Here is a 12,004-nt window from a genome sequence, read left to right as displayed (position 1 = left end):
GAAAGAAGAAGAATGCGTGATTCTATGTCGAGGCTCAGGCGTAGAACTCGACTGAGGAAACATTGACGAGACAGGCGGTTGATGTCAAAAAACGATGAGGTGGTACAGCAAAAGGCTTTAAGGCTTCTTGAAGCTAAAATGGAGCGCTGTGTCCCTTTGTGGCGCAATGGTGACTGTGTGTTCTTGGGTTCCCAGGATCGGGTGCCAGGCCACAAGGTGATAATCACCAGGAGGGATGCCGTCGATATGGAACTGTCCGTTCTCATCGGAAACGGCAAAATAGGGATTGTCCACGACGTAGAGCCAATTTTCCATGAAGTCATGGCGGTCACAGGTAAGAGCTACGACGCCAGGATCAGGCAACTTCTGTTCGGTGAACGTTTCTTCGATAGTCGAGGAGGGTTGAATGCCGCGGTTGTGCACCGTTTTCAGGATCGTAGCCTTCGTTCCTCGCTTGACGTAGGTGTGAAGCGTGTGTTTGATCGAGTCCCGGTTTGAAAAGCGAACCGGCTGATCACGCGCCACGACCCCCGTGAAGGGGCCAAAGTTACAGTTCTCAGTCCGAACGTTCAATGCGAGCTGCTTACCTGCCTGATAATGAAACTCTCCTTTTCCAGGACGATTCGCATGCAGCGTTTTTTCTTCAAAGGCTTTTCCGCCTGTCACATGTTGCAGGGCCAGTACAACTCCCTGTAACCGTCCATTGTGTACGGAGACCTTGGTTAAGGATCGTTGTGACCCGCAAATCTCCGGATTTTTTTGGACCTCGAATGTTCGTGGAGCCGGGACATGTCCTGAAAAGGATACCGTTCCCGTGAGTTTGCCTGGATCATTCACCTCGACGATTTCGTAAGCCGATGTGGCAGACCAGAATCCCAGGGTGCACATAAAGCCGATCAGTCCTACGCGAGATATCCGTGTCATCGTTGAACTCCTTTGGCTATCGTCCCGGCCCACAAAACATGTTATGGGTACCTCTAAACACTGTTCTTTTCCGCGATGGCGGTGTCAACTGCGTGCTCAAACCCTCATGTATTCCTGCATATACTGCGGTTATCCGCGCGCGGCTTCCTTGCCTTCCCAGAAAAATCCTCGTTTTTAGAGATACCCATATGAATAAAACGTTGTCACTAATTAATGACCTGCCAGCCAAACATGACCATCCAGTCGGTTTCAAGCTGTGGACCGTCTAAGTTTTGATAGATCGGTACGCCACCTTCGACCCCTACTCGATGTTCTAACCCAAGAATCTCCGGCAAGAGGAAGTTCACGCCTCCTGTGATGTCAAGCCGCTTTCCACCTCGAAGATTCGGGTCGGCAGTAAAGACCAATTGAGGTGAAGTCGGTCTCGTGATTCTCGTATCTTGCCCGTCGTAGTCAAACCACTGGTGCCAGCGAAAACGAACGGAATTACTGATCCAATTCGTCCAGGCGTACGCCGCATATCCATTAACTTCATATTCGTCACCTTTGGAATAACCGGCTTTATTGCGTGCAATCCGGTACGTCCCGACGGTTTGAAAACCCCAGGAGAAATTGTCTTTAGCTCCCCCGTAGGTGATGCCGGGAAGTACTTCCACCGTGCCTGAGCCCAATTGCATCGGATAGGGAAGCCGTATGGATCCGAGCGGAGTCGTACCCTTTTGAGTGATGTCGCCAGTCGGCAGGCTCACGGTGAAATTAAAATGAAAACGATGGGCCCCGATGCTTGGGGCTTCGAACGCGTATAGCCTCCATAGAGACCCAATCTTGAGGTCTCCTGCGCCTTCTGAGCGAGTCTGAAATTTAGCTGCACCTAGCGGCATGCCGGCCAGATGATTCATCGTATTGCGTATATATGGCAACATCGCCGTCACTGTGAGCGTCTCATTCACGCCATACATGGCCCCAAACATGTGCATCTGCATACGCATGTAGGTTGGAACCACCGCGTAGCCCCGATTTCTGACGTCCAGGTGAGACAAACTCGAGGTTCCATCCCGGATTCCATCCATTTCCATCTGCATGTAGCGATAGGAGAACATGAGCTCGCCGATATTGTGTGTATGTTCACCCATCATGCCTATCGGGCCATGTGAATCTGCCCGCTCTGGTGTGTAAAAGTTTCCAACTGTTAACTTCTCACCCTTCTTCGCAAGTTTCTGCGAAAGCGACTCTTCAAAACCATCAAGCATGCCGTCGAGCAGGGCGGCGGATACGTGGTTGACACACATGGTCATGGCCAATGTGAATGCACAACCAAAAGAAAGGAAGAAGCGAAACATTGTCAAAGACCTGATTCGTAAATGATAGTACTTGTCCAACATGTTGCTTTTTCAGACTCCAAAAATAAAATAAGAAAAGTATTCAATAATGTAATAGCAATGTAATAGCGATCGAAAATACCGAAAAAACGAATGCTTAAGAACATCCTTGCCGTGAAAAGCTTACAACGCTGGAGACGGCAGGCTCATGGCGACTCGATCGCTAAAGATGTACTGTTTGAATGGTGAAAACTTTTAGAATGGTGGAGCCCGGGACTGAGAAAAACGTGAAACAAGAAGATCCACTGAGGAAGGGAACACGTTTTCGAAGGCCAGAGTGGCAAGCATGGGGACGCGTAATTCAAAGTCCACGCTTTGCAGAATGTGTCCCGCTGCACACATCCATGAACAAATGTTGCTAGTATGCGTGCTGGCTTTATGATGTGTGTGGTGGGTGCTGTGATCCGCAGCCTGTGACGATAACGCGCTGCTCACGAACATAAAGCACGCAAGCAAGGCGAAGATCATGAGGGGATGTTGAAAGCGTTTCATGGCGCAGTTACCTGTAGCGGTATCGTACGTATACTTGTGAAGGCCTGTCAAGCAATGAACATGAACATGACGCATTTTCGTGCAAGTACGTCTATCATGTCTCTATCGTCGACGACGCTTCAATCATCTTCGCTGCATGACAGCCGGCAATATGTCCTGTCGACCATGCCCATTGAAAATTGAATCCACCGATACGGCCGTCGCAGTCGAGTATTTCGCCAATCAGGTACAACCCTGGTTGGCGACGCGATTCCATCGTGCTGACATTGATCTCAGAAAGAGGGACACCTCCAGCCGTGACTTCCGCATGATTCCATCCGCGAGAGTCTACGACCGGGAGCGTTAAATCTGTCAATGCATGGCTGATGGTACGTCTTGTCTGACGTGACAATTCATTCAAGGGGAACCCGGTAACTTTGGATCTGTCAGAGATTGTTGAATGAGGGGCGATCTGGTCCGCTACATATTCATCTAGTGTAACGGCCACTCTATGTGGAAGGTGTGTGGAAAGGTGGGAGGCCAGATTTTTGGAGCGGGACTTAGGTAGTAGCCATTGTTCAACCTCTGCAAAAGTGTGTTCGGGAAAGAACGAAATCGATAGTACAGGACCATCGCCTGCCTGGTGGGCCTTCACCCAAAACCGGCTGGCATCCATCACGACTGGTCCGCTTACGCCAAAGTGCGTCCAGAGGAGACTGCCGCTTCGACGGTCGATAACCCGATTCTGCACCCTGGTTGTGACAGCACACTGGTGAGAAATTCCGGACAGCGTCTTATGAAAAAAAATATCGGACAACACAAGAGGAACCAGGGCGGGATAACAAGCGGTAACGGTATGCCCGAGTTGTCTCACGATATCCCACCCAGATCCATCTGATCCGGTCTTTGGTAAAGATTTGCCTCCTGTGGCCATGATCACTCGCCGAGCCGTGATGACGCCACATGTTGTTTGAACGGCAAAGCACTGGCTGCGTTTGATCACCGAATGCACACGATGATTGGTCTTGATTTGGACCCCCAAGGCGCCGCATCGACTCAGTAGAGCGTTCAACACCGTACGCGCTTTGTTCATCACTGGAAAGATCTTTCCTGTTGGTTCTTGCTTAAGAGAAACGTCCATGGATTCAAACCATTGAACAGTCCTATGCTCATCGAAACGCTTCAAAATTCTCTCAACAATGCGCGAAGGTGCATGGAAGTCTTTAGGAGTCACGGTGGCATTCGTCACATTGCAGCGCCCGCCACCAGAGACCAGAATCTTGGCCCCAAGACTTTTGGCGCTGTCGACCAGCACAACTTTGAGTCCTGGCTGAGTTTCTGCGGAAAAGATGGCAGCGGCTAAACCAGCGGCGCCAGCTCCAATAATTGCGAGGTCATAGCGGCAGGGCATGGGATATGGAGATGAGTGCCAATGAAATGGGGGTAGGTGAGTCAAACAGTTTTTTGAGAGAGGACGACATCTTTATCCACGACGATTAACGTGGCCTTCCATTTTTTCGCTAGTCATTGAAACGTAAATTCCGAAAACACGCACACGGGAGTCAGGTCATTTTTATGATTAATGCCACCTCATAAACGACTCACGATCATGAACTCGTTTTGTCGATGAAAGCAGAAAAACTATGTCTCGTCGTGAGTCGTACAGGCCATGCATAAGAGAACGGTGGGGTCACATTCAATCTGTGAAATTTCGACTCGAAGTGTCTGCAATTTAGCCAGAAACATATCGATATGAGGTGAGGGTGATTCATGATGGCAGCAGCGTCTTGGGAGTGTACGGATTTGGAAACAACGCGTGGATTAACAGCGAGACAAGTCATCAACGCCGCCGTTCCCTCCGATTTTCAGCATCAATGTGAGGTGTCCGTTTGGCAGTTTGGACAGTTCCATATGAGTGGCTTTCTGCGAATTGGTTTCTTTCGTATCGATGATGAGACGGTCTCCGCTCTTTTGCACATCCCGGACATCCCAATTTCCTAAAGCGATTCGCTTATCCGCCGCATACATGCGCATGCCGTTTCCTTCGATTTGCATGTAATATTTCGCTTTCCCGCATCCACCGGCTCCCCACATGCCTTGATAGTCTTTTGAAATCGCTCCTTCAGCCGCTGAGACCGATTGAGCCATACTGAGCATGACGATCGCTCCGGCAACATAGATGCTAGTCCTCATTGATTTTCTCCTCCCGAAATATGAATAGGTTCCGCAAACTTCATTGAATCTATCTCACACCGTCAAAGCATGGTCTCTTCTCCCCTTGGCTTCCACTTCTTGGCCGCTTCCTTCGCTTCGGAAATCTCCTCTGCTGACATTTCTTGTTCGAGGACAATTAAGGCTTGGGTGGCTTGCTCGATGTCTTGCTCAGCCGACAGCGTCGCCCACATGTAGGCTTTGACATTATCCTTGGGGACGCCTTCTCCCTTGTAATACATCAGGCCAAGATGGCTTTGGCCACCACCATTGCCTTGCTCAGCTGCACGTTGAAACCACAGGAAGGCTTCGTGATAATCTTGTGCGCCACCAAGCCCGAGTCGATACATTACTCCCAGATTATTCTGCGCACGAGCATTGCCCTGGTCGGCTGCGAGTCTGTACCACTGGCGGGCTTTTTTATAATCTTGGGGAAGACCTTGTCCATGGCGATACATATACCCCAGCATGTTTTGTGCTTCGGCATTGCCTTGTCGAGCCAAAGGTTCCCAATATTGCAAGGCGACTTCAAAATCTTGGTTGAGATAGGCCTCTTCCCCATCAAGATAGCTCCCCGCTGAGAATGTTGGAAACGCAAGCAGGCCCAAGCATCCCATGGCGATGGCGATCAACGTGAAGGAAAACCATTTCATCATGTGAGTGTGCAATGATTAAAAGCCTATTCCGACGCTGACGCCGCCTCCCGATCCAATCCCCGTTCCGCCACCTCCGAAAATATTCCAATACGGACCGTTTTCCGAATAATTCGGAGGGGAATAATTTTCCCAGACATGCAGATGTCGAATTGTGAGTGTTGGATATTGGTAGTCCATTTCATCTAACGGGGCGACTTGAAAACCCGTGATCTTGCCGACGATGGTAATCCGTGTGTTCGGAGGAAGCGTTGCGGGATCGATGAATGTTTCATTGACTGCCATAAACCGACCGGCAGAGGCGGTTCGAGGATGTTCAGGCCTGTGCCAGTCATCGAGCGGAAGTTGTAAGACTTCAAGCTGTGTACCATTTTTTAAGCCTTCCACATGAAGGACTTCTCCGCCCAGTCGAACGAGTTTTCCTTGATAATGCGCTGGGTCTTCAGAAATTTCACGAAATGACAAATTTTCGTCAATTGCCGATTCTAGCGACTCAGGGAGCTCATACGGGGTTGAGGAACAACTCTGTAAGATCAACGCGCCAATGGCCAGGATAGTGAAAGACCAATGCCTCAACATGGTCGTACTATATCAGAATTTCTTTTGACATGTCTGTTGACTTTCTGTTCAAGACCCTATTTCATGCTACAATCACGGATAGATGACATTATGAAAGTGTGGTTTTTGCTTTTCATTCTTCTCGTCGGAATTGGGATTGGTCTTGGTGTGCCTTCGGTAGCGCCTAAGTACCTCGGGCCTTATTTTCCGAAAGGGTTAGCCACTAAACATTCGGGCGTACATGGGACCGTCGTCAAAAAGCAGTTGGAAGACGGTCGTCTTCTTCTGACCATATCAGCGCCAGATGGCGCGATCTTGGCAACTTTTGAAAAACAACTGACGGAAATATCGCTCTTAGTCGACCAGGGCGACTCTATCACGCTTGATGTGCAGGTCTACGCTCCATTCGTCAAGGATCCTCCCATTCTCCGAGTCAAAAAACCGGATAATGGTTTCTCTTCACGTACGGAGCTTGATGGTGAAGATTCAGCTTCCAACTCACCCGCTTCCACCCCTCAACTTTCCCCGAAAGAACCTGTCCCGTCTTCTGATGAACCGGACCTTTCCGAGACGCCTTCGAAAACGGAGTCAAAACCCGACCCGTTTTTTTGAGAAAATACCGTCTACCCATGCCCAAGTGACCGCATGGCTCTTGATCTATGATCTGCCTGACTGTCTCTATTTCCGTCCAGCCATAACTCATGTCAGACTTTTCCTCACGTCTTGGTCTCAGGTAAGATACAGCTCGTTTAGATTGTGTTAATGGAAAGGAATGAATTATGGACAGTAACGTTGGATTTCAAATCTCACTCAATATTCAAGGACGGTCTTGCCTAGTTCTTGGAGGCGAGGAAGAAGCGGTCGAGAAGATCGATCGAATCCTTGAAAGTGGGGGGAAAGTCACGGTCGTCAACCCGACACTCCATACCACGCTTCGGAAGTATACGGCCTCCGGAAAAATCATTCATCGAGGGCGAACATTTCGTACCACAGATGTGCAAAATGGGGTGGCCGTCGTGGTGAACACGGTGGTGAACGATCACGAGCTCGCGAAACAGTTATATGAACTGGCCAAGACCGAACGGTTCCTCGTCTGGTCAATCGATCAACCTGATCTTTCTACGATCACGATGCCTGCGCTTGTTAAGCGCGGGCCGGTACGGGTCGCGATCAGTACCAGCGGGGCATCTCCCTCTCTTGCCAAAGCCATGCGGAAAGATCTTGAAATACTCTTGGATGAAGAGTTTGGAGAATGTGTCGAATGGCTTGGTGCGGTGAGAAACGAGATGCGAAAGACCGAATCGAACGAAAAAGTACGCCGGAAACGGCTTCAACAACTTATCGAGGGCTTTCGACTGACCGGGACCATCGAGTATCCCAGGGCTTGGCAGGAACAACAAATGAGCCAGCAGGTCAAGGAGGCGTAAAACATGGTCTTGCTAGAATTCAGTATGTCCCCGCTCGGTAAAGGCGAAAGTGTCGGAAAGTACGTGTCGCGTTCCCTCGATATTATCGACAAAAGTGGGGTCGATTACCGTCTGAATCCCATGGGCACCGTCTTGGAAGGGGAGTGGGATGAGGTGTTCGATGTGGTAAAGAAATGCTACCAACGTATGAGTAAGGATTGTGGACGAGTCTCCTGTATCATTAAAGTCGACTACCGTCGAGGGAAAAAAGGTCGATTGGGAGGGAAAGTCGCTAGTGTGGAAAAACGACTGAAACGAAAATTGAAGACAACCTGAATGGACTTGGAGGGCTCCATAGCCTCAGGCATTCTCCTCGCTGACATAGACATGACGGGCCCTCATCCCTAAATTGCATATGATTTCATAGGGGATGGTGTTTAGCCACGAAGCCATTTCCTCCGCGCGAATCTCATCTTCTCCCTGCTCTCCGAGTAATACGACCTCTCCTCCGATGCTTGCGTGTGGAAGAACGGAGACATCCACCATCATCATGTCCATGCATATTTTTCCGACGACGGGGACTCGCTGTCCCTGAATCAAGACTCTACCGCGATTGGACAGGCTTCGAGCATACCCATGGGCATAGCCAACAGGAAGAATCGCTATTTTAAGCGGCTTGGTCGCTTGAAATCCACGGCTATAACCGACGTATTCTTCAGGCTGCACTGATCGAATCTGGACGATATGTGTCGTGATCTTCATGACCGGTTGCAGGGAGATCTCGTGTTGCTGAGTTGTCCGGGGATAACATCCGTACAACATGAGTCCTGGGCGTACCATGTTGAAGTGCGAAAACGGGTGATACATGATCCCTGCACTGTTTGCCGCATGGACCAAGGCGATAGAACGGTCAGATAGCTTGACTTGACTCATGACCGCTTGAAACCGTTCGAGCTGGACTCTCGTAAATTCCGGGTCGACGTTATCGGCATCCGCCAGATGAGTCATCAAACCCTCGATGGTCAGACTTGTCTGAATGTGTGGGTTTTCCAACAAGGGGATGAGACACTCCGGAGCAAATCCCAGTCGCCGCATGCCGGTATCAATTTTGAGGTGGACAGGGTAAGGAGTCAGATGGGAACTTCCCAACCATTCAGCGATGTGATGAGTGATTTCCTCGTTCGATAAGACGGGCGTGAGACGGTGCTCGATGAGTTCCGGGAGTTGAGCCGGCAGCAAGCCGCCCATCACAAGAATGGGTTGGGAAATGCCGGCCCCTCTAAGGGCGCAACCTTCTTGAACGGATGCCACGCCAAATCGCTGTACGCCAAGTTCGACCAACGTTTTGGCGATTCTGGTCGCACCATGTCCGTAGGCATTCGCTTTGATAATCGCGAGGATCTCACATGAGGAATGGATAAGGCGGCGGATTTCGGAGAGATTGTTCGCGAGAGCAGAGAGTTTGATGGTCGCGATCAACGAAGCACGTTCTGAGTTAACGGAGGTATTGGGCAGAGTTGATGGTGGTATCACAGACGTCTGTTTTAGATTTCGAGTATCTCCTCTTCTTTTTTCTTTATCAAATCATCGACCTTATGTATATAGGAATCCGTTAATTTCTGGTTTTCCGCTTCTGCGCGACGTAAGTCGTCTTCTGAAATCTCTCCGTCCTTTTGGAAACGTTTCAATTCATCATTGCCATCACGTCGAAACCCACGAATCTGCACCTTGGTATCTTCTCCATACTTCTTGCAGAGCTTGACCAATTCTTTGCGTCGTTCTTCACTCAGGGGAGGAATGGGCAAACGAATGATCTTTCCATCATTCGATGGAGTGATCCCCAGCTCGGAGGCTGTCACGGCTTTCTCGATGTCTTTGATGATGGCCGTATCCCAGGGTTGAATATGGATCAAGCGACTTTCTGGAACGGATAAGTTGGCTACCTGTTTCAAGGGAGTCGGAGTCCCATAGTAGTCGACGGTGATATGATCGAGGAGCGCTACCGAGGCACGTCCGGTACGCAACGTCGTGAACTCTCGCCGAAGATGGTCCAGTGCCTTCTCCATCAACTGCGTATATTTTTGAAGAGATGAGTGTGCCATAATCATCGCGTTCCTTTACTGAATCGTAGCATGTTGCGCGACCAAAGTCCCAATGGTCTCACCTTCGAGCAGTCTGCGGATATTCCCAGACGTTGTCAGATCAAAGACGATAATCGGAAGGTTATTATCCATGCACAGGGTGATGGCGGTCGCATCCATGACTTTAAGGTTTTTGTTCAGAACTGAGAGGAAAGGAAGTTCAGAAAACCGTTTAGCTTCTGGATGCGTGACGGGATCGGCCTCATAGATTCCATCGACTTTCGTGCCTTTCAGGATCACGTCCGCACCGATCTCCATCGCCCTGAGTGCAGCAGCGGTGTCAGTCGTAAAGTACGGATTTCCAGTTCCGGCGGCGAAAATGACGACCCGTTTTTTTTCTAAATGACGAATCGCGCGGCGGCGGATGTAACCTTCGGCCAATTGACGCATTTCGATGGCAGACAAGACTCTTGTCGCGATATCTTTCGCCTCTAACGCATTTTGTAAGGCCAGTGCATTGAGGAGGGTGGCCAACATTCCCATATAGTCAGCCGAGGCACGCTCCATCCCGGATGCACTTGCTGCCAATCCACGGAAAATGTTCCCGCCACCGATCACGAGCGCGATTTCGACCTCCATGCGCCGAACATCCAGAATCTCGGAAGCCAGGTTCTCAAGAATTTCAGGCTGGATGCCGTAGCCCTGTTCACCGGCAAGCATTTCTCCGCTGATTTTCAGGAGAATACGCCGGTACTTTGGAGGGTTCATTCCTGTCCCAACTGATAGCGAATAAACCGGGTCACAAGGATATTTTCCCCAAGCTTGGAGATCTTTTGAGTTAACAGATCTTTGATGGAGGTATTGGGATCCTTCACGAATCCTTGTTCTAGGAGGCACTGTTCTTGATAGAATTTTTCGAGCTTGCCAGTGACGATTTTTTCCCAGGCGGCCTCGGGCTTTCCGGTTTCCTTGGCTTGGCCCTGGTAGACCGATTTTTCTCTTTCGATTAACTCGTTGGGGATATCTTCACGCTTGACGTATGAAGGCTTGGCGGCGGCAATCTGCAAGGCCAGGTCTTTGGCCAGTTCTGAAAATTCTTCATTCCTGGCGACAAAATCAGTTTCACAGTTGATCTCGAGCATCACGCCGACCTTCGAGCCGGGATGAATATACGAATAGATCAACCCTTCCTTCGTCTCACGCCCAACTTTTTTTTGCGCAGCGGCTAACCCTTTTTTTCGTAAATGGTCAATGGCTTTTTCAATGTCGTTTTCATTTTCTTGAAGAGCTTTTTGGCAATCTAGGATTCCTGCCCCGGTCTTACCACGAAGCTCTTTCACCAAGGCAGCTGTACTAGCCATGAGTGAGTCTCTCCTTTGTCGTGACGTAGAGGTGATGTGTTGATTGATGCTTGAACGATTAGCCTGGGTGTGGTTACGGCGTTTGTACACTTTCAACGCTGTCAGTCGATGTACGGACTGACAGCATCTCCGCCATAATCCCATCCTCACCATCAGCCGAGTGTTCCTGTTTTTTTCGCAGTTCCAGACCTTCGAGACAGGCGTCGGCGATGCTTGCAGAAAACAACTTGAGTGAACGAATGGCATCATCGTTTCCTGGGATCGGATAATCAATCCCATGGGGGTCACAATTGGTATCGACGATTGCGATGACGGGGATACCTAAACGGTTGGCTTCCTTGACGGCGATATGCTGTATTCGTGTATCGAGGACAAATATACAACCAGGTAAATTGGACATCTCTTTAATGCCGTTTAGATACTTTTGTAATTTGGCTCGTTCTTTTTCCATGCGGACGATTTCTTTTTTCTTCAATCGTTCGTATGTTCCATCGGTTTCAGCCGCTTCAAGTTTTTTCAGTTGTCCGATACTTTTCCGAAGCGTTTGAAAGTTCGTTAACATGCCACCCAGCCATCGTTGATTGACGTAGAACATGTCACACCGTGTGGCTTCTTCTTCGACGATATCCATCGCTTGACGCTTCGTCCCCACGAATAAAATGGACTCGCCATTGGCCACGGTGTCTCGAACGAATTGATAGGCTTTGTTGAAACATTGGAGTGTGATCTGTAAGTCAATGATATAAATGCCGTTTCGCTCACCAAAAATATACGGTTTCATCTTGGGGTCCCACCGATTGGTTTGGTGCCCAAAATGTACGCCTGCTTCCAATAAAGATTTAATCGTCACCATGATAAGATTTTCCCACCCCCTTTCATGAGTTGGTTTAGACAGAATCAGTCATCTATAACCAATTTATTGAATCGTAAAATGAAACCCTTTGCTTGTCATTACCGCCA

At 49.4% G+C, this 12,004-nt stretch carries 15 protein-coding genes; 3 read left to right on the top strand and 12 right to left on the bottom strand.

Going from position 1 to position 12,004, the window contains the following annotated elements; translation table 11 throughout:
- Positions 1–117 precede the first annotated feature (117 nt).
- From MRJ96_15640 to MRJ96_15610, 7 genes are all read right to left on the bottom strand, one after another.
- Positions 118–924 (bottom strand): hypothetical protein, encoded by an 807-nt coding sequence (locus MRJ96_15640; GenBank protein ID MDR4502876.1) that lies wholly within the window; start codon positions 922–924, stop codon positions 118–120.
- Positions 925–1,130: 206 nt separating this feature from the next.
- A complete protein-coding gene (locus tag MRJ96_15635) occupies positions 1,131–2,213 on the bottom strand; it encodes a hypothetical protein (GenBank protein ID MDR4502875.1) in 1,083 nt (360 codons plus the stop codon).
- 285 nt (positions 2,214–2,498) lie between these two features.
- Complete coding sequence (locus MRJ96_15630; protein ID MDR4502874.1) at positions 2,499–2,795, bottom strand: hypothetical protein; 297 nt, start codon at positions 2,793–2,795, stop codon at positions 2,499–2,501.
- A 94-nt stretch (positions 2,796–2,889) separates the two neighbouring features.
- The gene (locus MRJ96_15625) at positions 2,890–4,185 is read right to left on the bottom strand and encodes an NAD(P)/FAD-dependent oxidoreductase (GenBank protein MDR4502873.1); all 1,296 of its coding nucleotides are present in this window, start codon (positions 4,183–4,185) and stop codon (positions 2,890–2,892) included.
- 410 nt (positions 4,186–4,595) lie between these two features.
- The gene (locus MRJ96_15620; GenBank protein ID MDR4502872.1) at positions 4,596–4,967 is read right to left on the bottom strand and encodes a hypothetical protein; all 372 of its coding nucleotides are present in this window, start codon (positions 4,965–4,967) and stop codon (positions 4,596–4,598) included.
- Positions 4,968–5,029: 62 nt separating this feature from the next.
- Positions 5,030–5,641, bottom strand: a complete 612-nt coding sequence (locus MRJ96_15615; protein ID MDR4502871.1) for a sel1 repeat family protein — start codon at positions 5,639–5,641, stop codon at positions 5,030–5,032.
- A gap of 15 nt (positions 5,642–5,656) precedes the next feature.
- Positions 5,657–6,217, bottom strand: a complete 561-nt coding sequence (locus tag MRJ96_15610; GenBank protein MDR4502870.1) for a Slp family lipoprotein — start codon at positions 6,215–6,217, stop codon at positions 5,657–5,659.
- Between the two features lie 90 nt (positions 6,218–6,307).
- On the opposite strand from MRJ96_15610, the gene MRJ96_15605 reads away from it, so the two are divergent.
- The 3 genes from MRJ96_15605 (at position 6,308) to MRJ96_15595 (ending at position 7,938) form a co-directional block, all read left to right on the top strand.
- Positions 6,308–6,808, top strand: coding sequence for a hypothetical protein (locus MRJ96_15605; GenBank protein MDR4502869.1), 501 nt, complete (start codon positions 6,308–6,310; stop codon positions 6,806–6,808).
- A gap of 167 nt (positions 6,809–6,975) precedes the next feature.
- Entirely contained in the window at positions 6,976–7,623 is a 648-nt protein-coding gene (locus MRJ96_15600; GenBank protein ID MDR4502868.1) for a bifunctional precorrin-2 dehydrogenase/sirohydrochlorin ferrochelatase, read from the top strand.
- 3 nt (positions 7,624–7,626) lie between these two features.
- Entirely contained in the window at positions 7,627–7,938 is a 312-nt protein-coding gene (locus MRJ96_15595) for an MTH1187 family thiamine-binding protein (protein MDR4502867.1), read from the top strand.
- A gap of 24 nt (positions 7,939–7,962) precedes the next feature.
- Here the strand turns inward: MRJ96_15595 and alr are convergent, their stop codons facing one another.
- The 5 genes from alr to rpsB form a co-directional block, all read right to left on the bottom strand.
- Positions 7,963–9,081, bottom strand: coding sequence for an alanine racemase (alr, locus tag MRJ96_15590; GenBank protein MDR4502866.1), 1,119 nt, complete (start codon positions 9,079–9,081; stop codon positions 7,963–7,965).
- Between the two features lie 65 nt (positions 9,082–9,146).
- Positions 9,147–9,704 carry a ribosome recycling factor gene (gene frr / locus MRJ96_15585; protein ID MDR4502865.1) on the bottom strand — a complete coding sequence of 186 codons (558 nt, stop codon included), beginning with the start codon at positions 9,702–9,704 and terminating at the stop codon, positions 9,147–9,149.
- A 15-nt stretch (positions 9,705–9,719) separates the two neighbouring features.
- On the bottom strand, positions 9,720–10,451 hold the full coding sequence (pyrH, locus tag MRJ96_15580; GenBank protein MDR4502864.1) for a UMP kinase: 732 nt from the start codon (positions 10,449–10,451) through the stop codon (positions 9,720–9,722).
- Entirely contained in the window at positions 10,448–11,044 is a 597-nt protein-coding gene (gene tsf / locus MRJ96_15575) for a translation elongation factor Ts (GenBank protein ID MDR4502863.1), read from the bottom strand. The genes pyrH and tsf overlap by 4 nt, the downstream gene beginning before the upstream one ends.
- A 73-nt stretch (positions 11,045–11,117) precedes the next feature.
- Positions 11,118–11,897 carry a 30S ribosomal protein S2 gene (rpsB, locus tag MRJ96_15570; GenBank protein MDR4502862.1) on the bottom strand — a complete coding sequence of 260 codons (780 nt, stop codon included), beginning with the start codon at positions 11,895–11,897 and terminating at the stop codon, positions 11,118–11,120.
- Positions 11,898–12,004: the final 107 nt, after the last annotated feature.

This window comes from Nitrospirales bacterium, assembly GCA_031315865.1.
Classification (GTDB): domain Bacteria; phylum Nitrospirota; class Nitrospiria; order Nitrospirales; family UBA8639; genus JAGQKC01.
Note: the sequence above shows the minus strand (reverse complement) of the source record. Positions and strands in the feature narration are given on the sequence as shown.

What these genes read in the sequence shown, in the direction of transcription:
- MRJ96_15640 (MDR4502876.1), bottom strand. Translation starts at nt 924, where the DNA reads ATGACACGGATATCTCGCGTAGGACTGATCGGCTTTATGTGCACCCTG.
- MRJ96_15635 (MDR4502875.1), bottom strand. Translation starts at nt 2,213, where the DNA reads ATGTGTGTCAACCACGTATCCGCCGCCCTGCTCGACGGCATGCTTGAT.
- MRJ96_15630 (MDR4502874.1), bottom strand. Translation starts at nt 2,795, where the DNA reads ATGAAACGCTTTCAACATCCCCTCATGATCTTCGCCTTGCTTGCGTGC.
- MRJ96_15625 (MDR4502873.1), bottom strand. Translation starts at nt 4,185, where the DNA reads ATGCCCTGCCGCTATGACCTCGCAATTATTGGAGCTGGCGCCGCTGGT.
- MRJ96_15620 (MDR4502872.1), bottom strand. Translation starts at nt 4,967, where the DNA reads ATGAGGACTAGCATCTATGTTGCCGGAGCGATCGTCATGCTCAGTATG.
- MRJ96_15615 (MDR4502871.1), bottom strand. Translation starts at nt 5,641, where the DNA reads ATGATGAAATGGTTTTCCTTCACGTTGATCGCCATCGCCATGGGATGC.
- MRJ96_15610 (MDR4502870.1), bottom strand. Translation starts at nt 6,217, where the DNA reads ATGTTGAGGCATTGGTCTTTCACTATCCTGGCCATTGGCGCGTTGATC.
- MRJ96_15605 (MDR4502869.1), top strand. Translation starts at nt 6,308, where the DNA reads ATGAAAGTGTGGTTTTTGCTTTTCATTCTTCTCGTCGGAATTGGGATT.
- MRJ96_15600 (MDR4502868.1), top strand. Translation starts at nt 6,976, where the DNA reads ATGGACAGTAACGTTGGATTTCAAATCTCACTCAATATTCAAGGACGG.
- MRJ96_15595 (MDR4502867.1), top strand. Translation starts at nt 7,627, where the DNA reads ATGGTCTTGCTAGAATTCAGTATGTCCCCGCTCGGTAAAGGCGAAAGT.
- frr (MDR4502865.1), bottom strand. Translation starts at nt 9,704, where the DNA reads ATGGCACACTCATCTCTTCAAAAATATACGCAGTTGATGGAGAAGGCA.
- pyrH (MDR4502864.1), bottom strand. Translation starts at nt 10,451, where the DNA reads ATGAACCCTCCAAAGTACCGGCGTATTCTCCTGAAAATCAGCGGAGAA.
- tsf (MDR4502863.1), bottom strand. Translation starts at nt 11,044, where the DNA reads ATGGCTAGTACAGCTGCCTTGGTGAAAGAGCTTCGTGGTAAGACCGGG.
- rpsB (MDR4502862.1), bottom strand. Translation starts at nt 11,897, where the DNA reads ATGGTGACGATTAAATCTTTATTGGAAGCAGGCGTACATTTTGGGCAC.